Consider the following 20,461-nt stretch of genomic DNA (forward strand, 5'->3'; position numbering starts at 1 on the left):
CAGGCCGGTGTCCGGCGCGTTGCTCACCAGAGGGGTTCGACATCGACGTGACTCGACACCGTCGGCGCGGTGTCCGGCTTGCTGCGGAGCCAGTCTGCGATTTCCGCTGAGGACGTCAGCCACACTCGGTCGTCGCCCCGAAGCTGCCGGAGCAGTGCTCGAACGGTGTCGAGCCGCTCGGGAATGTCAAGCCACAGCACGTGGAAGACGAATGAGTGAAGCCACCACGCTCACTCATTACGTCCACGTCAGTATGACGGCTACGCGCCCAGCTCAGGAGCGACGAGTGTCCACGGCCGCCGGCGCGGGGCGATCGACGGCCGCCCTGTTTCGACAGGTCGGCGAGAACCGGCACACGCCGCGCAACGCCATCGAAGGCCGGGGAGCTGCCGTGCGTGCTCGGCTGCGCACCTGACCAGTACGCGTCGGTACCATTCGGCGGGGAATCCGGGCGGACCGGATCGTCGTCCACACCCAGCGGGTCCAGCTGCTGCTGATCAGCGCAAAGCTCGGACGGTCCGAATCCGAGCACGCCACCTTGTGCGACCACGTGTGCGCGCGGACCGCCGTAGGCATCGTTCGAACCCGCACAACGCACCGGCCGGGCGTTCGCCGAAGAGCGGGTCCGGTTCGCCGAGTCGCGTACCTCCGCCGCGGTCCACACCGAGATTGCCCGCCGAGGGCGAAGGTCAGGAAACCGACCACTTCGACGACATCGGCGCGATCTGGCTCACTCGCCGCAACTCTGCGTGCCCGTGGGGACGCCGGGTGGCCCGCGGCAAAGGCCTCCGATATGGAGTGGGTCCAAGGCAAACCGCACCTCAACCAAGCTCTTCCCCGCTCCCCCAGGAATCCGGCTACCCGTCGTGGCCGAATACACCGTAGGCGCGGACTGGCCCCGCGAAGCGGGCGCACTCGTTGGCCGGCCGGGCGGGCCGACGTGATCGACCAGGCGCGCACGGTCGTGGGCCTCGTGCTGCAAGCCCCGCCCCGCAGCGCCAGTGTGCTCGTGGTGGGCGGTGGTCGTGCTGAAGACGGTGGCCGCTTCAGTTTGGCCAGGGGTTGCCGAGCATGAGCTCGACCGTGGTCGGCCGCCGGAAGCCTGGGACGAAGTGCTCGAGCACATCGGCGTTCACGGTGCCGTGCGTGGTGTCGGGGCGATCCTTGTTCCCGTCGACGTAGGCTTTCAGGAACTCGGACTTGAAGTCTTCTCGCGGGTGGACGCCGACGATCTCCTTGATCTGATCCTGGTCGATCCAATCCAAACCTACGCCGAGAACATCGGTCAGCACGCCAAGATTGGTGGTCGCGATTTCCGCGCCCATCTTACTGGGAATGCCCGGCGTCGTGTGCAGCGCGATCGCCGCCCACACCGTGTCGGTAGCGGCGGTCGAAAAACCGCGCTCGAGCAAGAACTTGCGGGCGTGGTCGGCGCCATCGACCTCGAAACGCTGTTCGACCTCGGAGAAGGGCTTCAGCAGGCCGGTGTCGTGGAACATCGCGGCCAGGTACAGCAGCTCCGGGTCCGGCTCCACGCCGAGCTTCTGCGCGTGAATCAGGCTGAAGAAGAAGACCCGCCGGGAGTGGTGGTAAGAGCTTGTCTCATTTGGCGAGTTTCTTGTGGCAGGTGATGGTGGCGGCGAGGGTGAGGAAGGCGAGGTAGTGGCCGGCTTTGCGTTCGTAGCGGATGGTCAGTCGCCGGTAGCCGGTCAGCCAGGCGATGGACCGTTCGATCACCCACCGGTGTTTGCCGAGTTTCTCGGCGGATTCGATGCCCTTGCGGGCGATGCGCGGGACGATCCCGCGCTGGCGCAGCCAGGCGCGCAGGGCGCGGATGTCGTAGGCCTTGTCGGCGTGGAGTTTGGCCGGTTTCCGGCGCCGCGGTCCGCGGCGCGATCGGATCGGCGGCAGCGCGTTGACCAGAGGTCTGAGCGCGTGGCTGTCGTGAGTGTTGGCCGCGGAGATCGCGACGGTCAGGGGCAGCCCGGCCCCGTCGGACAGTACGTGGATCTTCGAGCCCGGTTTGCCGCGGTCGACCGGGCTCGGACCGGTCAGACCGCCCCCCTTTTGGCCCTGACGGATGCTCCGTCGAGGACCGCGCGAGACCAGTCGATCAAACCCCGGCCGCCCAGTTCGTCCAGCACTGCCTGATGCAACTGCCGCCACAGCCCGGCCTCGGTCCATTCGGTGAACGTCCGGTGCGCCGTGGGCACCGATACCCCGAACGAGGGCGGCAGGTGCCGCCACGCACAACCACTGGTCAACACGAACACGATCGCCGTGAACACCGCCCGCGGATCAGTCCGCGCACGACCACCACCCTGCGGACGCTCCTTTGCCGGCGGGACCAGCGGTTCCACCAACGCCCACAAGTCATCGGGCACCAGCCGTTGCGACAGCGAGTCGATCACGGTACAAGATCATTGCAGCCCAGCGGGAAAGATCCAAACGAGACACGCTCTGAGTCTGACGGCGATGGACCCGGCGACAGGTGATGAGGTGGGAGCCGTCGGTTTTGGCTACAACCGCCTCGGTCAGCTTACCAAGATCAACGACTCTGCTGGTCGGCCGATGACACTGGACTATGACTTCAACCATCGAATCGTCGGCTGGCAGGACCGCACTGGAACATGGTTTCGCTACGTCTACGACGCCGTCGGCCGATGCGTCCGCTCTGTTGGAGCGGAGGGCTTCTACAACGCTCGCTTCGCATACGGCCCGGACGGGCGAGTTCTCGGCACACAGACGCGCTAGGCCACACGTGGACGTACCGGATGAATGCCGCCGGCCAGCTTGTTGAAGAATCAGACCCGCTTGGAAACTCCCGTTCGTACGCATGGGGCCCTGATGATCTGTTGCGCTATCAGGTCGACGAACTAGGACGTGTGACTTCCTACAGCTACGATGGCAACAACGCGCTTACAGCAGTGACACGGCCGGACGGCTCCGTCGTGCGCATCTCAACTGACCTGGCGGGTGAGGTGGTGCTGCAGACGGTCGGCGATGGCCTGACGGCTAGCGCGGTCATCAAGTCTGAGCTGGCCGCAGATCGCTTCGCTGGCTTGCCAGGCGTTTCCTTGCCGTTCACCTCGAGTAGCAAAGTCGGCCCGCTCGACGATGAGCCCGTCACCACGCCGAATGTTCGCCCTGGAGACCGAGACCTGTTTGGCCGTCCGAGAACCGTGCACACAGCCTCCGGGGCAACGGTCCGGCTTGCGTGGACGCCCGAAGGTCAGCGCACCTCGCGGGTCAGCCCCACTGGTCACCTCGATCGATGGGTATTCGACGCAGAGGGCCGCGCGGTCGAGCACCACGACGCCGCAGGGGCAGTGACGTTCCGAACCCACGGCCCCTTCGGACTTGTCACGGCGGACATCGATGCAGCGGGGGCACGCACGACCTACAGCTACGATAAAGAGCTGCGGTTAGTCGCCGTGACCAATCCGCAAGAGCTGACGTGGCATTATGCATACGACCCCGCGGGCCGCTTGATCAAGGAGACGGACTTCGACGGCCGCACGTTGACTTACACATATGATCCTGCTGGGCAGTTGTTGCGGATGACAAACGGATTGGGCGAGGCCACCGAGTACCTATACGACCTACTCGGCAACGTTGTCCAGCAGCGCACGCAAAGCGGAGTGACCAGTTACTCCTATGACCCGTTGGGGCGACTAACCGAAGCTGTGTACGGTGAATCGGTGTTACGGATCGTTCGAGACGAACGAGGACGCGTCATCGAGGAAACGGTTAACGGAGCCGGACTGCACTGGATCTACGAGGAGAGAGGGGTTCGCCGCCGCACCCCTTCTGGGCTCGAAAGCGAGTGGAAATACGATTATGCTGGTTCTCCGACGTCCATACAAATCGCAAACTATGCAGTGAGTTTCAAGCACGATGAAGCTGGGCGTGAAATCAGTCGGGCTCTGAACGGCGAGATCCTCTTACGGCAACGATTCGGTGAAGAGGACCAGCTTGAGGAGCAGGTGGTGAGCGGGGTGGGCAGGCGTACCTATGCCTATCGCCCTGATGGCCGGCTCGCTGCGGTCGAGGACTCGACGACTGGCCCGCTGCGGTTCGGATTCGACAACGCCGGCCGTGTCAGTGACGCACGTGGACCAGACACTACTGAACTCTTCACGTACAACTCCGCTGGCAACATTGTGTCAGAAAGGACACCGTCGGCGACAGGGCCGCGCATATACAGGAACAACACCTTGATGCAAACGGCGGGAGCGCGCTACAGCCACGATCGACAAGGCCGGGTCACGCGTTGCCTGCGAGCTGGACCCTCAGGTGCTCAGGAATGGCGCTATACCTGGGACACACTAGACCGCATGATCGCCCTGGACGCGCCCGACGGCAGCCGTTGGACCTACGTCTACGACGCGCTCGGCAGGCGGTTTCTCAAGCAGCACTGGAAGCGGAGTCAGGACGGTCAGTACACAAAGACCAGTGAGACCTGGTTCATTTGGAGCGGCGCAGACCTAGCGGAGCAGATTGAGCTGCATAGTGACGGATTTTGCCGCGTACTCACCTGGGAGCGCCACCCAGCGGATGGGCGCCCCGTGGTCCAAGTCGAGCAGAGCGATACGCATCCGTTCAAGTTTTATAACGTCATCACATCGCCCGTTGGCACACCGACCGAGTTGCTGGACGAAGACGGTACTCTCGCCCTGAAGCTACGCACAAGCTTCTGGGGCGAAAGGCCACCATCAGACGGCACGACTGTGTCCATGCCTCTGGCATTCCCTGGGCAGTATCGCGACGACGAGAGTGGCCTGCATTACAACGTGTATCGATACTATGACCCGGCGGTCTCGCGATATCTCACCCAGGATCCCCTCGGGCTCCGACCAGGCCCCAACCCCGTACGCTACGTACCCGAGCCTCTGATAGCAGCCGACCCACTCGGACTGCAAGGCACGTGTGGCGCTGGCGGAGGTGCTGACGTAACGCCCCAACGTCCTCGTGGTGGCGACGACGCCGCAAAACTCGAGCCATCTGCGAAGAAGCCAGACGGGACCCCGGGCGGAAACAAGCCAGAAGAAAAGACCGATTTTTCGTATGCTGATTTTAGCAAATATGCGAAGAATTCGCATAAGTTGAATGAATTAGGGGCAGGTGGGCCAAATAGATCATGGTTCTGGTCTGGCGGTTTCTTCAAGGAAGATGGTACCTATTCGCATTCGGTAATGGATCAAGCCGGACAGCTGGCCAATAAGCATGGAGGAACCACCCTGGAAGCAGCGACTGAAAATCATCCAAAGATCCGCATGCCGGTTGGACGTAACAACACCGACCCAAAGGCCACGAATGCGGAAATCGAGAAGAATGACCCGATGCGCGGAACTATCTGGCGAGAGGCATCGGAAGGTTTCGCCCGAAATGCCGAAGGTGACGCGCATGTTGTATTCGGGCCTTCCCGACGTCAGAAAAACGTCTTCGACATGTCGGAGTTTCCCGCGCTCCGCCACAACCCAAAGGTAGACCGAATCTGGGCTCATGATGCCCAAACCGGGGCCACTGACCTACTCTGGGAACGCAAGACAGATCGACCGGGTCCGAATGATTGATCGAGGAGATTAACGAGTTCACGAGGTTCCGCGTGAGATCAATTACAGGAAGAACGTCGGCCAGCTCGTGGCTGATCCGGCGCGCGCCTCACCTCGGATCCTCACGATGAGCTCGTGACCGGCCGAGCTCGACGAGTGTATGCGGTCCCGGCACCACACCATCGGGTCGGAGGTGATCGGCGCGCCGACCAGATCGAGGCGCACGAGGCCGAGCTCGGGAACGAGCCCGTCGAGGTACTCGTTAGCTTCGGCGAACTGCGCGCGCAGAACCAGTGTTGTGAGTCGTTGATTCGGCCGCAGTAGGCGGCGAGGGTGTCATCAGCGGTCTTGGTCCATACGAACTGACCCCGTGGGTGGAGCGCACGACGCGGTCGTAGCTCCAGCGGTCGCGGTAGCGAACGCCGGCCCGTCTGGATCCACCCCCACGTCAAGGGCCCGAGCGACGCCCCGCTGCGCACCGGCGAGACCGTGCACGTACTGGCCGACGGGGGCTCCACCACACCGGAACCTCCCCCGACGACGTGACAGCGCACGAGGGCACCCTCGGCTCGGCGACCTGGGTTTCCAACGCGGCGACGCGCGCCTCCCGCTCCTCGGGTGCTGCCACGGCCAGACCCTGCCGATCTAGGCCGCGGACGGCACCAGCCACGCCGATCTCGCCGGATTGACGATCCCCTGCGTTGCCTGCACCAGCACTTCGCGCCAGAACGCCCGTTTCGCACCGCGTGGCGCGGCAGCGACTTCATGCGGCAGGGACCTCACCCGTGCCCGTGACGTGCGGTAACGCGCACGGCGCTGACGGCGACGTGGGTGGCGTGTGTGCCGAGGACCCTATGGACGACAGCCTGCGGCGGCTGCTGACCGCGTGGCGCCAGGACGTCCGGCGCGCGCGCTGCCCGTGTTGCTCAGCATCGCCGCATTACGCCGCCGCTGGCTGGCCCGCCGCGCACCCCAGCGCGCCCGGTAGAGCCACTTGAGCGGCTTCGTCGTAACCGGTCGGCACCAGCACGAGCGCGTCGGCTGTCGCCCCGCCACCGACCGCTCGGCGCACGCACCTGGACGAGGCAGTCACGGTGTTTGAGGAACATCGGAACCAAACTCAGCGCTTAGCGCCGACTGACGCCGTCAGGGCTGGTCGTCGTCGGACGCGACGTCGTGGAGCAGGGTGATCACGTCGGCGTGGTGCTCGATGGTGGTGAGCAGTTGGCGGGCGAGCGTCTCGTTGGGCCAGGCGTCGATCGGGATGGGGCCGAGCAGGTAGCCGGTGAGCCAGAAGCGGGCCAGGATGCTCGCCGCGCACCGCTTCATCCGCGCGAAGTACTCCGGATCGCCGGCGGTCTCGATCCCGACCGGCTCGTCGCCGAGCTCGTCGACGACCTGCTGCGCCTGGTCGTAGAAGGCGTTCGGGTCGGCGTCTCCGCCGCGCTCGGCGAACCGGATGGCGAAAATGTCGGCCAGGCCGGTCATGAGCCAGCCGATCCCCCGCACGAGCCGCAGGGCCTGCTCGACGTTGTCGCCGACCCAGGCTGCGTCCCGCTCGAGGGTTCGATAGGCGATCTCGAAGTTGCTCCGCAGGTCGAGTGTCGTGCGCTGCAGCACCCCGACCGCGCTGTGGGAGTCCGCTAAGTCCGTCATCTCACCAGCATCCGCCAGGTGCCGCCGGGCAGGCGCGGTCAAGGCCGGTTGGCCGGGTTGGTGATGAGGGTCCGTGCGGTGGCCTTGGTCAGCGGGGAGACGGCCTGCAGCGCCGTTTCTCTCGGGCGTCGCGGCACGATTCCCGTGCCCTTGACCGCGATTGCGAACTGGGCGTCGAAGACCTCTGTGCTGACCTGGTTGACCAGGGAAGACAGGTAGCGCAGCTGCGCATCGGTGGCTGGCTCTTTAGCGGCGGCCTGGGCTCGCTGGCGCTTCGCGCCGTAGAACCTTTCGTTGCTGGCCTTGCGTTCGGCTTCGGCCTTCTCGCCGCGGTCAACGACCTTGACCTGCTCGTGCCGGTGCTGGGTACCGGGTTCGCCGGTGACGGCCTCCCACAGTGCGTTCGTCGTCAACCGGGCCTCGTCGACGTCCTCGGTCAGACCCGGCCCGATCAGCGCGACGAAGCCGCGGCCGGTGCGCACGATGGTGAACCCGGCCGGTTCGACGTGACTGACCCAGCCGTCGTCGCAGCCGCACCGGTCGTGGTACCGGCGCCACTTCGACTCGAGTACCTGACAGACCAGCCGGTCGCCGTAGTACTTCGGATCCCGCGTAAACCCCGACATCCCGCGAGTTTCGCACCGGCCGACCCCGTCCCGCCGGTGGTGTTCCGGTCGCCGGTGCTCCCCAGTGCTCGTGGGTGAGCACCGCAGCCAGGTTCCTCGCCGGCCGTCGCCCGATCGGGAGCGTGGCCTTACCCATGTCCGGCGGGTCGTGACGTCACGGTTTGCTGAGCGCGGCCGCGAAGATCGGCGCAGCCTTTTGCAGCAGCTCGCGCGCTGTATCCGAGTGGTGGGGGTTGTAGCCGTTCGCGCTGATCGAGGTTGCCCGATCACCGTGAGCCAGAAGCAGAACGCACTCACCGGCGCCGGGAAGGTCCTCCGCGTCGTCGCAGAACGCGTACTGCGCCTCGGCCACCTTGGGCAGTGAAAGCTCCTCGACGATGCCGAACGGTGTGTTCTCAGGGGTCGCCGATGTGCAGGGAAGGGCTTTCCTTGACTCGCGAGTAGGTAGCCGGGTGGATGGGCGCCGGCCGACTCTCGGGACATGGGCGAGCCCCACCGGCGACAGCGCTCTCGTCTGCCGGGCCTGGTTGCCACGGCCCGCCGCGCTCCGGAAGCGGTACTGCGGCGCGGCGTGCGGGTCGGCCTTGACACTTCTGGCCACTACTTGGCGCTTGTGGGGGTGGAAACCGAATACACCAGAAACGGGCCGTAGGCCGATTTTCGGCGTGTACTACGGCGACCCCCGGGTGGGCACAAGACGGCGGTGCCGTGCGCGGGGGCCGCGAAACTACGCGCGTTCGGCGGGCGGTGTGGTGGAGCGGACTCCGGCCAGGAGGAGGTCCACGAGCCGGCGGACGTAGTCGCGGTCTGCCGGCAGATTGCGTTCCAGGATGCGCAGGTGTAGCGGGCCGGTCAGGGCCTCCAGCAGGAGTTCCGCGTTGGTTTCGCGGGGGAGTTCGCCCCGGTCGATGCCGCGCTGGATGACTGCGCCGATGCGGTCGAGGCGGGCAGTCCAGAACTGCTGGAGCAGTTGCTGAAACCGTGTGTCGTCGGGTTGGACGAGGGTGATTCGGGCCAGCGCCCGGCCGGTGGGGGTGGCGAGGAAGGCAGCGAGGTCGGTGAAGAAGGCCGTCAGGTCCTCGCGGGTGGAGCCGGTGTCCGGGCGGGGTAGCTCAGCGTCCAGGCGATCGGAGAGGGCCTCGAGGATCAGGGCGTTGCGGGTGCCCCATCGGCGGTAGACGGAGGTCTCATGGACTCCGGCGCGGGCGGCGATGTCGGCGACGCGAGCACCTGCCAGGCCCTCGGCGGCCAGGAGTTGGGTGGTGGCTTCGAGGACGGCTTGGCGTACGGCGGCGCCGCGACGGTGCGAGGGGGCCGGGCGGGGTGGTGCCATACCTCTCATCATCGCAAGTCCAGTTGCGTTCTGGCTGGAAGGGGACTTCACTGGACGTAACGCAAGTTGACTTGCGTTGGGCAGATCCGAGGAGGTTTCTGTGCTCACCATGGCGAAGACCACCGATGGCGTGCTGCGCGGGCGGGTCGAGGACGGCCTGACCGTTTTCCGGGGTGTGCGCTATGCCACCTGCGAGCGGTTCGGCCCGCCCCGCCGGGTGCCCGCCTGGCGCGGGGAGCGCGACGCCACCGTCGACGGTCCGATCGCCCCGCAGCGCCCGTCCCGGCTGGAGCCCGTCATGGGTGCTCCGGAGCACCATGAACAGGGCGAGGACTGCCTGAACCTGACCATCACCACTCCTGGTGTCGACGATCGTGCCCGGCCGGTGCTGGTGTGGTTCCACGGCGGCGCTTGGATCTCGGGCGCCGGCTCGTTGAAGTGGTACGGCGGTCACCGGCTGGCCCGGGAAGGCGACGTGGTCGTCGTCTCGGTCAGCTACCGGCTGGGTGTGCTCGGTTATCTGCGTGCCCCGGGGATCTCCGAGGGCAACCTGGGCCTTGCCGACCAGCTCGCCGCGCTGAGGTGGGTGCACGAGAACATCGCCGCGTTCGGTGGTGACCCGGACGCGGTGACGGTGGCCGGCCAGTCCGCCGGTGGCCACACTGTGTCGTGCCTCCTGGGGATGCCCGCCGCCGAGGGCCTGTTCCGCCGGGCCATCCTCCAAAGTGCGCCAGGTTTCGACCTCATTAGGGCCCGCACCGCCCAGCATGCCGCCCAACGGTTCCTCACCCGGCTCGGTAAGGACCCGCGCGCCGCTTCGGTGCCCGACATCCTCGATGCCCAGAGCGTGGTCGCGCGCGCGGCCGCCGGCAGGTTCGGGCTGAAGATCATCTCCCCGTTCTGTCCCGTCGCCGGAGTCGGACCACTCCCGGACGAGGCGGACTGGACCAGCTGCCTCGTCAACCGCGCGCCCAAACTGGACGTCATCATCGGCACCACCGCCCGCGAGATGAGCGCCTTCTACACCTTGAATCCGACGCTGCGCAGCCTGCGCCGAGTCCCCGCCGTGGGACCAGCGATCGCCAACACCTGGGAACGCCGCGCGAGCGACGCCGTGTGCAACCGCCCCACCCGTCGTCTGGCCGCCCGCCTCACCGACAGCGGGGCACGCGTCTGGGCCTACCGCTTTGACTACGCCCCGCCCGCTTCCCCCTTCGGGGCCGCCCACTGCATCGAGCTGCCCTTCCTGCTCGGCACCGACGCCGACTGGGCCACCGCGCCGATGCTCGCCGGCGCGGACCCGAACGACATCGAGACACTGGGCCGACACCTGCGCGCCGCCTGGCTCGGCTTCATCCGCACCGGCACCCCGGCCACCGAGCCGCCCTGGCCACGATTCACCGCAGACTCACCCGTCGTCCGCCACTGGCGCCAATGAGGATCCACAACGGGCAGCGCGGGCCCGCCGTCCGGCGTTCGAGAGAGCGGTGAGTCACGCCGCGAACCCTGGCGGCGATCGTGTCCGGGAAGGAGCTGGTGGATGCGTTCAGCCCGACCGTCAGTCGTCCAGGCCGGTCGTCACCGCCGGCGTGGGGAGCCGTGCCGGCGCAGACGGCGTTCTTGAGCTTGGTGTCGGTGCCGTCCTTGGTGTGGGCGGTCTGGGTGCCGGAGTAGGGCTCGGGCCAGAGGTTGCCTGGGTCCTTGGGTGAGCCGCCGAGTTCGAGGGGGACGAGGTGGTCTTCCTCGTCGTCGGCGAGGTTGGTGTCGCTGTAGCCGTAGTCGGCGATGCCCTGGACCTTGAGCAGGTTGGTGTAGGAGGTGGAGGGGCGCACCGTGTCGGTCCAGCCGGACACGCAGATCGTGCTGTGGATGGTGGACTGGGTGACCGCCGAGTAGTAGACGTCCCGGGGTGCAGCTCGAATCGGGCAGCGGCAGGAACGACCGCGAACAGGTCGCGGCCTCCGCCACACCACCGGTGACGATCATGCTGCCACCGACCAACGCGACAGCGGCCCAGACCGCGGTAACCGAACGCACGAAGACGCGCATGCGAGGCCTCCCAGGGTGGTCCCGGCCGGGTCGCCGGGATCGGGCGCCATCGCACCGTGCCGGCGGCCAGTTCGGAAAGATCCGCCCTGGTGAACACCGCGTGCCGTTCACCGGAATGTGACACCAACACTTTCGATGTCAACAGCCAGACGGTTCACGACTCCGACGGGAACCGCCCAGCAGCCGCAAAACCGGCGAGGCCCGCGTCAGGGCCCTGAGCGGGGGCGCTGCCGTGGTGCGGAAGGATCACGTGCCCGGAAGAGTCCCGGGCGGGTGGGTGTTCTCGTCGCGGGCGTACGCGTCCGCGACGAGGACCAGCTGCAAGCTCGGTGGTCACCACTCGCGCCAGCGCTGCGCGGGCCGGCCGGAGTGGCAAGCGAGTGCGGCGTCCCCGCCCGTACTACATCGGGGGCTGCCGAACGATGTTGCGGAGGTGCCAAGGATGATCCGTGTCGAAGTCCGTTCCTACGGTGAGGTGCTCGAATCGATTCCTGCCGATCCGGGTTTCGATCCGGTGCAACTGGGCGTGGAGGAGAACTTCGCTTTGAGACTCATGCGGACGTTCACGGGCCGGCCCTTCTTACTGGCGAGGGCGGGGTCAGTCCTGCAGCTGGGGTTTCAGGCGCACGAGCAGATTGCGGCCGGCGTCGATCAGGTGCACGAACGCGCTGTCGGCCAGCAGCGAGTCGGCGGCGATCGGCGGCTGCCGGGTGGGCACGGCGAGGTAGCCCTGCGCAACCGCGGCGGACAACCCCGGAGTCTCCGGTGCGGCGGGATCGAAGACCAGCCACCACGCGTCGTCGCCGCTCTGCTGGCCGAAGGCGAAGTGCACACCATCGTGCCCAGGCTCGAGCTCGCACCAGTGCAACGGCTCCGCCTCGTTCCCCCGGTGCGGCAGCGTCGCCAGCAGCTCCCACTCCCGCACGGTGAGCAGCACCGTCGCGTCGCACCCGACGTGCATCCGGCTCACGTCGCTACCCCCGCACGTTCTCAGCAGACTGGTGATCGTCTTCCTCGCACGGTAGGGGCGGCGCAGCACGGCCACCAGTTCGTCGGGAAGCCTCACTGCGGTTCAGCTCCCGGGGAGCGGGGCGGTGAACGCCTGCGTCAGCGCGGCCTTCAGCTCTTGGTCCAGGCTGGCGGCGACGCGGCCGGGAGCGAGGCCAATGCCGTGGGACGCACCGGCGTAGACGTGGAGCTCGGTGGGAACCGCGGCCCGCAGCAGTCGGTTGGCGTACTCCAGGGCCTCGTCCACCAACAGGTCCAGGGCACCGATCATGACTACCGGTGCACGGGCGGTTGTGCTGGTCAGGGCCCGGTGGTCTCGCGGTTGTCGTACGTCGCGCGGGCGGCGTCGATGTGTGGCAGGTGCATGATGGCCCACTCGAGCAGCGGCGCAGTGGCCTCGCGCAGGGCCTGGCCCATCGTGGTCAGCTCGTAGCTGACGTGCGGGGGCATGACATTGCGGACCGTGCGCGTCAGGAGTCCGTCGCGTTCGAGGTCGCGCAGCGTCACGGTGAGCATGCGCTGGCTGATGCCGTCGATGGCCCGCTTGAGCTCGGTGAAGCGCCGCGGCCCGTCCTTGAGCATGCGCACGATCAGCAGCGCCCACTTGTCTCCGACGATCCCGAGGACCTCGCGGGCTTGACACGGGTCCTGGGCCTGCATGGTTACCTCCTGAGAACCGGGGCACCGAAAAGTGCCGTATTGCCCGGTGCGCGCCGGGGGGATCACGATGTGCTCGGTTACCAAAGGGTACCGAGGCACGAGGAGGAACCGCCCGACCATGGCTACATTTCTGCTGGTACACGGCGCCTGGCACAACGGGCGAAGCTGGGACCGGGTGGTGCCGCTGCTGGAGTCGGCCGGGCACCGGGCGCTCGCGCCGTCGCTGACCGGTTACGGCGACAAGGCGCACCTGCTCAGCCCGGAGGTCGGGCTCGGCACCCACATCGATGACGTCGCCGGCCTGATCGACGACGAGTGTCTCGAGGACGTGGTGCTCGTCGGGCACAGCTACGCCGGGATGGTTATCTCGGGAGTTGCCCATCGGATCCCGAGGCGGATCGCGCACCTGGTGTTCCTCGACGCGATGGTCCCCGACGACGGCGACACCGCGGTCGACGTCCAGCCGATCACCCAACAGCTCATCGACCTCGCAGTGAACGGCTGGCGGGTACCGCCGATGCCGGAACAGCCGCCGCCGCTCGGCCTGTTCGGAGTCACCGATCCCGACGACCTCGCCTGGTTGCGCTCGATGCTCTCGGACCAGCCGGTGCGGTGCCTGCGGGAACCGGTCCGACTGGACGATCCCATCGCGCGCACGATTCCACGCACGCACATCCACTGCCTCTTGGGTCGGCCGGCGGGCATCACCCGTCGCCCCGTCCCAGCAGGCGAACGGGTACGGGAACTGCCCACCGGCCACGACTGCATGATCACCATGCCCGCCGAGCTCACCGGGCTGCTGCTCGAGGTGGCCCAGTCAGTTCTGGGCGAGTAACCACCCGGCCCGCTGCGGCAACCGGAACCGGCGAGGTGTTCTCATAAACGACCTACCACACCGGCCGGTTCACCAAGGTGCCGCGACTGGCGAAGGAACTGCGGGTGCCGACACCGGCCGACGGCGGCTCGGGCCAGCCGTGGCGACCGGGAACCCCGCCGCCCGCGCCGATCGCTCCGGACACGCCGAGCGTGGACATCCGCATCGGCTACGCCCGCTGCTCGCACCTGACCCAGGAACTCCAGTCCCAGCTCGACGCGCTCGCCGGCCACGGCATCCCCGGGGACGAGATCTTCGCCGAGAAGATCTCGGTCAGTTCGCCGAAGCCTGCCGGTACACGGTTTCCGCGACGGGCCCCAGCACCGGGCCGCCCATGGTGTTGGGCTGGTCCGGGTCGAGGCTGCTGTTCACCGAGACGACCGTGCCCGAGCCGGTGGCCGCGTCGAAGTCGGCGAGCCACGGCCCGCCGCTCGAGCCGCCGTCCAGATCACACGGCACGAGCTGCTGCGGATCGCCGGGGGTGCTGCTGCGCTGATCGACCGTGCTGTTCCCCGTGCAGGACAGCAGTTCCTCGCCGAGCTGCGGGTGCGTGTCGGGGTAGCCGAACGTCGTGACCCGCGGTCCGGGCTGCCGGTCGAACGCCACCGGCTGCGCGCCGGCCACGTCGTTGACGTGCTTGCCGCCGACGGGGTCGACGACGACGGCGGCCACGTCGTGGTGCGAGTCGGTGGTCAGGTCCTTCGGGGTCAGCACCGTGCGCACCGGGAACACCCCGAACGGCCGGTCGCCCTGGTCGTAGCCGGGCACGAACACCATGGTCGGGTACGACAGATCGGGTGCGCCGGGCTTCCAGACACAGTGCCCGGCCGTGAGCACGACGTCGTGGTTCCCGCTGCGGACCGACGTCGCGGTGCAGTAGCTGTCCAGGCCGTTGTCGCCGTGCACGAAGAAGAGCCTGCCGATGGTGCCCAAGGGTTTTCCTTGCCACGGTTGGGAAATCGGCCCGGTCGGCCCGAGGTCGTTGTCCTGGCCGACCTGCTTCATGCGCTGCGGTGTCCAGTACGCCAGGGCGTCGGCGCGTTCCTGCGGGGTGAAGTTCACGACCGCGACGCTGTCGTCGGCCGAGGCCACCGCGGGCGCGGCGCCCGCCGTAACCAGGCACGCGGTCGTGATCGCCAGTGCTGTCCGGGTCCTGTGCAACGTCGGCCTCCCTTGTGACGAGATGATCACTCGGGAGACGTGCCGAGCCGGGTCGGGGTTGCGCCCCGAGAGCACCCCGACCGGGTGATCGGGGCCTGCGAACGCGGACCCGGCCGGGTGGTCGCGGCACCCGGCCAGGGTCGCGCCGTGCTCAGAGCGTGGCGTACAGCGCCCGCTCGAAGTCTTCGTAGAGCTTCATGAACGGCGGCGGCACGAACGGCAGCGACTGGCTGTAGATCGCGCCCGTCACGCCCGTCTCGCGGTCGATCCCGTCATCGCGACGATCCCCCGCTCCCGGGGCACGGGTCCGCGGGCATCGTGCGTCGCCCACCGTCTAGCGGCTCACGACCAGGATGGCCCCAAGTAGGCCGCGATGACGACGGCCGGCTGGGTGCGGCGGTGAGCACAGTGGGTGCGCCAGGATGATCGAATGACCGAGCACGACGAACAAGCCCGTCCGTCGGCGTCACCGGAAGACGAAGCACGCAGGATCGCGACGGCGCTGGAGCGCCTGCGGCGAATCGACGTGTGGCGGCTCGCCGGCGGCAGCGACTCCCCACACGGAACGGCCCGGGTGTGCCGGGTCGGTCCTGGTCGGGTGCTGCACGTGATCGGGGCGAGCGAGATGGCGCAGGGCCTGCGGGAGTTCTACGGCCGTGGTGACGTCGTGGGCTGGACGTTGCAGCCGATGGCCGAGACCCGCACGCTGCTGGCCGAGTTCCGCGACCGCATCGCCGCGGCCGGCGACGGCAGCGACCGCGGGTACAACCAGCTCGAGCGCAGCGGCTTCGTCTACGGCGAAGAGGTCCAGGCCTGTCCCGACGAGGCGCTCCTGGACCTGCGCAACATCGGCCCCGCCGTCTTGCCCCGAATCCGAGCCGTCCTCCCGTACACCACACCACCGCAGTCCGCCAACGCCGTGGCTGGCGGCGGCAACGAGCGAGCCACGCTGCTCGCACGCACCCTGACCCCCCTCCGCGCGGGCGCGCAACGCGGAGCTCGTCGACGGGCTCGGCGCCTCACGGATGCCGCTGGCGGCACTGGAGAAGATCGTTGCGTCGCTCAACAGCGAACCCGTGCCGCCCGCGGATGGCATGGGCGAGCTGCTGTTGGACACCGCGGGGCTGACTGGTCTGCTCGAGCGCTACCGCGCGACTCATCGGCGCAGCGAAGTCGACGCGTGAGCGGGATGACGAAACTGGCGGCACTGGAGAAGATCATTGCGTCGCTCAACAGCGAACCCGTGCCGCCCGCGGATGGCTTGGGCGAGCTGCTGTTGGACACCGCGGGGCTGACTGGTCTGCTCGATGCTGGGCTGCACGACGACCTGACGGGCAGCGACAAGAACTACACCCTGGATTTCTTGCCCGGTGGCGCGCCGGTGCCGGGCGATCCCGACCGTGTCGGCACGGTAGTTGCGACCCGTTGGGGCGCCGCGCCTTACGTGGTGCTGGCCGAGAATGTGTCGCTTCGTCGTGCGTGGGAGACCGTCTTCGCGAAGTGGCCTGACCGGTTGTCGGACGCGTTCAACGTGCTGTCGTCCTGAACCCGCCTCACGCCGTCCCTTTTCTTTTGCTGGCGTTGTCGGACCTGCGTTCTACAGTGCGGGCATGGCGATCACCTCGCGCGGAAGCTACATCGTTGCCCGAACAGGACAAGTCCAGCTTCAGCTGCCCTCACTGCGGCGCCCTGACCGGGCAAGAGTGGCATGCCCTTGGCTTTGAAGGCGCGCCAGATGAGCAGGGATACCAGGAATGGCTGTCGCTGCAGTCGGTGCCCGCTCCGATCCCCGACTCTGTCTTCGTCGGGCCCCAGTTCAAGGCGAAACATCTCTGGTACGGCGCGCAGTGCTACAGCTGCAAGCAGTGGTCTATCTGGTTTCGGAACGCCGTGGTGCACCCGCAGCGCAGCCTGGCCAGCACGCCCAACCCGGCCATGCCGGCAGAAGTGCAGGCGCTCTACACCGAGGCGGCACAGGTGGCCGCCATCTCCCCACGAGCCGGCGCTGGCGCTTGCGCGCGCGGCGATTGAGCGGCTGCTGAAGTTGCTCGACGACGACTGCTCCTTCGGGGACGAACCTGCACGGCTACATCCGGCGTGTCCGCCCGCGGGTCAGCAGTTCTTTGGGGCATCTGCCCGACGTTGCACGAGTCACCGGCAACCAGGCCTTGCACGTGGAAGAGCAGCCGTCGACCCGCATCGTGCTGATCTTGGACGACAATCCCGGCACCGGCGTTCTCGAAACGCTGCTGCAGACGGCAAACGACCTGGTGGATGAGCTCCTCACGCGACCGCGGCGCGCTCAGGAGCTCTATGACCAGCTTCCTGAAGGAGTCCGGCGGCAGGCACAACCCGCCGCGGGCAGTTAACGGAGGCGTCTTCGTGGGCAGCGGCACCTGACCGGCATCGATTGGTCGGGTGTTCGTTCAACGTGCCGGTGTCTGGAGGTCAGGCGCCGAGGCGGACCCTGCAGCCCGGTTGGCGCCTCATCGCGGTCAAGATCCTTGAAGGCATCGCCGCCGGCGAGCACACCGAACGCAACCTCATCCTGGGCATGGCGCTGGCGCTGGCCGAGGACCGCCGCCGCGACATCGTCCGCAAAACCCGCAACGGCTTGGACGCCGCACGCGCACGCGGGCGGGTCGGCGGCCGGCCCCCGCGCCGTCAGGGGACGAGGAGGCCGACCGCGGTGGCCATGCGGCCGAGATACGCCTCCCGAGTCTCAACCTGGTGCTTCAACCCGACCGACGCGCTGATCAAGGTTTGCGCGACACCGGCTGCCGCCTCCCCGCCCACCGCGGCGACGACGAGTTCTTCGAAACGCTTCGGGGCCGTGAGAGCGAGCGGCCCGAGTAGGTCCGGGTTCTGCTCGATGACCGCCGGGATGTCGCGGCTTATCGGTCCGATGTAGCGGCCGGCCCACCGGTCGAACGCGCCGATCAGCCGCTCTCGCAACGGCTTTCCGGTGTCGGCGAGGAGCTCCTCGGCCGCAGCGAGGTCCCGCTCGAGCGCCCGGGTGACCGCCATGCGGAACAGGTCTTGTTTGGACGCGAACAGGAAGTACAACCCTGGCCGGGAGATCCGGGCCGTGCGCGCGACTTCCTCCATGGAGGTCTTCCGGTACCCGTGCCGGGCGAACGTCAGCAGCGCCGACTCGAGCACTGCGTCACGGCGACCGGTCTCGGCGGCGTCCGAGGCTTCGGAAACGGCCATGCGGCGACTCTACGGGGTTCAATCCAACTATACAAGTTCTATTCAGTCTGTATAGTTCGCGGCATGACCGCGCGGAGGCTCGTCACCACACCGTTCACCGCTGCCAGCACCGCGGACGAAGTGCTGGCGGGCGTCGACCTCGCCGGCGTCCGCGTGATCGTCACCGGGGCGTCTTCCGGGATCGGCGCGGAAACCGCTCGCGCGCTGGCCGTCGCGGGAGCCGAGGTGACCCTGGCAGTCCGCGACACTGCCGCCGCGACCGCGGGGCCCCGTTCGCGGGTCGCCCGGCTCGACCTCGCCGACCGGGCGTCCGTCCGCCGGTTCGTGCAGGAGTGGGATGGGCCCTTGCACCTCCTGGTGAACAACGCGGGCATCGTCACCAGCGGACCGGCCTACACCGCGGAGGGCTGGGAGCTGCAGTTCGCGACGAACCACCTCGGCCACTTCGCTCTGGCCAGTGGCCTGCACGCGGCGCTGGCCCGCGGCGCTGCGGATCGCGGCGAGGCGCGGATCGTCTCGGTCAGCTCGACCGCGCACATGCGCGCCGGCGTCGACTTCACTGACCTGCACTTCACGCGCCGCGTTTACGACCCCCAAATCGCCTACGCGCAATCGAAAACGGCGAACTCGCTGTTCGCGGTGGAAGCAACCCGCCGCTGGGCGGCCGACGGGATCTTCGCGAACACCGTCAACCCCGGGGGAGTCGCGACCGGACTGCAGCGGAACTTCACCCTGGCGCAGAAGGAATCCCTCGCCGCGGCCGAAGCTGCGGGCATCTTCACCTACAAGACGGTGGAGCAGGGAGCAGCGACGAGCGTCGTCGCAGCGGTCGCACCGCAGTTCGCCCACACGGGCGGCCACTACCTCGACGACGCGCAGGAGGCGTACACAGTGCCGGACGACGCCGAACTCGCCGACCACCCGCACGGGGTGAAGGCATGGGCCCTCGACCCGGCGACCGCGGAGCACCTCTGGAGAGTGTCGGCCGACCTGACCCGGGGCTGACCGCAGTCAGCTGGCAGGGACGACGTCGTCCGCCGCAACATCTCGAACGCGCCGGCGGTGAACAGCCGGATCGCGAGCATTCGGGCGTCTCAGACGGACAAGACGCTCCCGAGGAAGAAGATCGCGTTCCCGAGCACACGACGGTGCGCGAGCGCGGGCGATTCGACGAGGAAGTGTTCACCACCTGGCTGATGCGAGCCAGGGAACTCGAAGCCGCGTGACGTTACTGCCAGGCGCACCGCCCGGCGCTTCGTCAGGTCGCCGGCACCGCACCGACGAGGCGGTGTCGTTCCCGCTCCTGGCATCGCAGTGCTCAGCGGCGGGCGAGCTTCGAGCGGATCACGGGCACCTTTTGTTCCAGAGTCGCGATGACGGCCGTGCGCAAGTCCGCCGACGGGCCTCTCCTCACGGGGTGCCAGGGTCTGCTCACCTCTCCAGGCATGGCGATATCAGTGTTCCGTGGTCAGGACCTGGCGGGTTCAGACTGTCACTGCACGGTCAACTGCCAGTCAAGGACGATGGTGAACTCCTGGATCGCGGGAATCACCGTGAAATCCAGCAGGTTCGCAGCTGCCCCGATGTGCAGGAACCCGCCGTCGCTGCCCGGAAACGCCATGCCATGAAGCAAAGCGTGCTCGGTTGGGGGGACTACGGCGAAAGCCGCACCTACCCGGCGATTGACCAGGAACAACCCGGACCGGTCCTCCGTCTCACCGAGCGGATGCTCCTCACGGATGAAGTAGGCCAAGGTGGGTGGTAGCGGCATCGGCTCGGGGAACCACCGGATCGCCCTGCACGCGCCGCACAACATCAGCGAGCGTTACGCCAAGCGCGCGCCACAGCGCGTGGGACGATGGCACATTCACACAGGTTGGAACCGGGCTGCCCGGCGGTGTTCCGAGTCTCGAGGAAGATATGACCGATGCCGGGGAGGTCATTGTCTTCCGAGGCGACTTCGGTGAATTCGCCGAAGTGGCCCCAGACATCGTCAGGCAAGCGGGGCTACCGCGGGCTCTCGACTCGCTGACGTTGCAGTGGCCGGCCACCGCGAACAGGGACGAAAAGCGACGGAACTCGCGCTCGAGCACCTGGCCGCCCACCGCGGCCGAATCGACCGGGACCTGCTCGCGCACGTCTCCCCGGCGCTGATGGAACACGTGAACCCGTACGGCACCTGCGAATTTTCGGTCCAGGCCGAGTACGCCCACACCGGGTTCCGGCCGCTGCAGCGCCCCCGCCGCCACACCGTGACCCGGGCCAGGGTTCTCCCGTAGCGGCACGGTGGCGCTGCATTGCGACAGTTTCGGCTCCCTTGCGGGCC

General features: G+C 67.6%; 22 protein-coding genes. 9 read left to right on the plus strand and 13 right to left on the minus strand.

What is annotated here, in order from left to right; genetic code table 11:
• Nucleotides 1-1,046: 1,046 nt before the first annotated feature.
• Together I6J71_RS26260 and I6J71_RS26265 are read right to left on the minus strand one after the other, a co-directional pair.
• Nucleotides 1,047-1,535 (minus strand): HD domain-containing protein, encoded by a 489-nt coding sequence (locus I6J71_RS26260; protein ID WP_239153917.1) that lies wholly within the window; start codon nucleotides 1,533-1,535, stop codon nucleotides 1,047-1,049.
• Between the two features lie 67 nt (nucleotides 1,536-1,602).
• Nucleotides 1,603-2,399 (minus strand): IS5 family transposase gene (locus tag I6J71_RS26265; protein ID WP_204097256.1). Its coding sequence is split into 2 segments (ribosomal slippage): nucleotides 1,603-2,069 and nucleotides 2,069-2,399, totalling 798 coding nucleotides; the frame shifts between segments, so codons are not numbered across the junction.
• A gap of 76 nt (nucleotides 2,400-2,475) precedes the next feature.
• Between I6J71_RS26265 and I6J71_RS26270 the strand changes: the two genes are divergently transcribed.
• On the plus strand, nucleotides 2,476-2,754 hold the full coding sequence (locus I6J71_RS26270; protein ID WP_204089291.1) for a hypothetical protein: 279 nt from the start codon (nucleotides 2,476-2,478) through the stop codon (nucleotides 2,752-2,754).
• A 20-nt stretch (nucleotides 2,755-2,774) separates the two neighbouring features.
• Nucleotides 2,775-5,576 (plus strand): RHS repeat-associated core domain-containing protein, encoded by a 2,802-nt coding sequence (locus tag I6J71_RS50165; protein WP_204089292.1) that lies wholly within the window; start codon nucleotides 2,775-2,777, stop codon nucleotides 5,574-5,576.
• 1,125 nt (nucleotides 5,577-6,701) lie between these two features.
• Here I6J71_RS50165 and I6J71_RS26280 read toward each other — a convergent pair.
• From I6J71_RS26280 to I6J71_RS26295, 4 genes are all read right to left on the minus strand, one after another.
• Nucleotides 6,702-7,211, minus strand: coding sequence for a hypothetical protein (locus I6J71_RS26280; RefSeq protein WP_204089293.1), 510 nt, complete (start codon nucleotides 7,209-7,211; stop codon nucleotides 6,702-6,704).
• Between the two features lie 38 nt (nucleotides 7,212-7,249).
• Complete coding sequence (locus I6J71_RS26285) at nucleotides 7,250-7,693, minus strand: hypothetical protein (protein WP_204089294.1); 444 nt, start codon at nucleotides 7,691-7,693, stop codon at nucleotides 7,250-7,252.
• Nucleotides 7,694-7,991: 298 nt separating this feature from the next.
• Nucleotides 7,992-8,189, minus strand: coding sequence for a hypothetical protein (locus I6J71_RS26290; RefSeq protein ID WP_204089295.1), 198 nt, complete (start codon nucleotides 8,187-8,189; stop codon nucleotides 7,992-7,994).
• 375 nt (nucleotides 8,190-8,564) lie between these two features.
• Nucleotides 8,565-9,170 carry a TetR/AcrR family transcriptional regulator gene (locus I6J71_RS26295; protein WP_204089296.1) on the minus strand — a complete coding sequence of 202 codons (606 nt, stop codon included), beginning with the start codon at nucleotides 9,168-9,170 and terminating at the stop codon, nucleotides 8,565-8,567.
• 109 nt (nucleotides 9,171-9,279) lie between these two features.
• Between I6J71_RS26295 and I6J71_RS26300 the strand changes: the two genes are divergently transcribed.
• Complete coding sequence (locus I6J71_RS26300) at nucleotides 9,280-10,608, plus strand: carboxylesterase/lipase family protein (protein ID WP_204097257.1); 1,329 nt, start codon at nucleotides 9,280-9,282, stop codon at nucleotides 10,606-10,608.
• Here the strand turns inward: I6J71_RS26300 and I6J71_RS26305 are convergent.
• The 4 genes from I6J71_RS26305 to I6J71_RS26320 form a co-directional block, all read right to left on the minus strand.
• The gene (locus tag I6J71_RS26305) at nucleotides 10,568-11,023 is read right to left on the minus strand and encodes a hypothetical protein (RefSeq protein ID WP_204089297.1); all 456 of its coding nucleotides are present in this window, start codon (nucleotides 11,021-11,023) and stop codon (nucleotides 10,568-10,570) included. The genes I6J71_RS26300 and I6J71_RS26305 overlap by 41 nt on opposite strands.
• A 794-nt stretch (nucleotides 11,024-11,817) precedes the next feature.
• Nucleotides 11,818-12,285: a hypothetical protein gene (locus I6J71_RS26310; protein ID WP_204089298.1), complete on the minus strand. Its 468-nt coding sequence runs from the start codon at nucleotides 12,283-12,285 to the stop codon at nucleotides 11,818-11,820.
• 6 nt (nucleotides 12,286-12,291) lie between these two features.
• On the minus strand, nucleotides 12,292-12,498 hold the full coding sequence (locus I6J71_RS26315; protein WP_204089299.1) for an alpha/beta hydrolase fold domain-containing protein: 207 nt from the start codon (nucleotides 12,496-12,498) through the stop codon (nucleotides 12,292-12,294).
• Nucleotides 12,499-12,527: 29 nt separating this feature from the next.
• Nucleotides 12,528-12,887, minus strand: coding sequence for a helix-turn-helix domain-containing protein (locus I6J71_RS26320; RefSeq protein ID WP_204089300.1), 360 nt, complete (start codon nucleotides 12,885-12,887; stop codon nucleotides 12,528-12,530).
• A gap of 118 nt (nucleotides 12,888-13,005) precedes the next feature.
• Here I6J71_RS26320 and I6J71_RS26325 point away from each other — a divergent pair, with 118 nt between their 5' ends.
• Nucleotides 13,006-13,722 carry an alpha/beta fold hydrolase gene (locus tag I6J71_RS26325; RefSeq protein WP_204089301.1) on the plus strand — a complete coding sequence of 239 codons (717 nt, stop codon included), beginning with the start codon at nucleotides 13,006-13,008 and terminating at the stop codon, nucleotides 13,720-13,722.
• A gap of 312 nt (nucleotides 13,723-14,034) precedes the next feature.
• On the opposite strand, the gene I6J71_RS26330 is transcribed toward I6J71_RS26325, so the two are convergent.
• Complete coding sequence (locus I6J71_RS26330) at nucleotides 14,035-14,922, minus strand: serine protease (protein WP_204089302.1); 888 nt, start codon at nucleotides 14,920-14,922, stop codon at nucleotides 14,035-14,037.
• 598 nt (nucleotides 14,923-15,520) lie between these two features.
• On the opposite strand from I6J71_RS26330, the gene I6J71_RS51110 reads away from it, so the two are divergent.
• The 3 genes from I6J71_RS51110 to I6J71_RS26345 all read left to right on the plus strand — a co-directional run bounded on the left by I6J71_RS51110 (nucleotide 15,521) and on the right by I6J71_RS26345 (nucleotide 17,291).
• Complete coding sequence (locus I6J71_RS51110; RefSeq protein WP_204089303.1) at nucleotides 15,521-16,468, plus strand: hypothetical protein; 948 nt, start codon at nucleotides 15,521-15,523, stop codon at nucleotides 16,466-16,468.
• Nucleotides 16,469-16,563: 95 nt separating this feature from the next.
• Nucleotides 16,564-16,953, plus strand: a complete 390-nt coding sequence (locus I6J71_RS26340) for a hypothetical protein (protein WP_204089304.1) — start codon at nucleotides 16,564-16,566, stop codon at nucleotides 16,951-16,953.
• Between the two features lie 143 nt (nucleotides 16,954-17,096).
• A complete protein-coding gene (locus tag I6J71_RS26345; RefSeq protein ID WP_204089305.1) occupies nucleotides 17,097-17,291 on the plus strand; it encodes a hypothetical protein in 195 nt (64 codons plus the stop codon).
• Nucleotides 17,292-17,586: 295 nt separating this feature from the next.
• Here I6J71_RS26345 and I6J71_RS26350 read toward each other — a convergent pair whose 3' ends face one another.
• On the minus strand, nucleotides 17,587-18,135 hold the full coding sequence (locus I6J71_RS26350) for a TetR/AcrR family transcriptional regulator (protein ID WP_204089306.1): 549 nt from the start codon (nucleotides 18,133-18,135) through the stop codon (nucleotides 17,587-17,589).
• Nucleotides 18,136-18,198: 63 nt separating this feature from the next.
• On the opposite strand from I6J71_RS26350, the gene I6J71_RS26355 reads away from it, so the two are divergent.
• Nucleotides 18,199-19,140 carry an SDR family NAD(P)-dependent oxidoreductase gene (locus tag I6J71_RS26355; protein ID WP_204089307.1) on the plus strand — a complete coding sequence of 314 codons (942 nt, stop codon included), beginning with the start codon at nucleotides 18,199-18,201 and terminating at the stop codon, nucleotides 19,138-19,140.
• 487 nt (nucleotides 19,141-19,627) lie between these two features.
• Here I6J71_RS26355 and I6J71_RS26360 read toward each other — a convergent pair whose 3' ends face one another.
• Nucleotides 19,628-19,888, minus strand: coding sequence for a hypothetical protein (locus I6J71_RS26360; protein ID WP_204089308.1), 261 nt, complete (start codon nucleotides 19,886-19,888; stop codon nucleotides 19,628-19,630).
• A gap of 286 nt (nucleotides 19,889-20,174) precedes the next feature.
• Between I6J71_RS26360 and I6J71_RS26365 the strand changes: the two genes are divergently transcribed.
• The gene (locus tag I6J71_RS26365) at nucleotides 20,175-20,414 is read left to right on the plus strand and encodes a hypothetical protein (protein WP_204089309.1); all 240 of its coding nucleotides are present in this window, start codon (nucleotides 20,175-20,177) and stop codon (nucleotides 20,412-20,414) included.
• The last annotated feature ends 47 nt before the right edge of the window (nucleotides 20,415-20,461 follow it).

The sequence above is a fragment of the Amycolatopsis sp. FDAARGOS 1241 genome (assembly GCF_016889705.1).
Taxonomy (GTDB): Bacteria; Actinomycetota; Actinomycetes; order Mycobacteriales; family Pseudonocardiaceae; genus Amycolatopsis.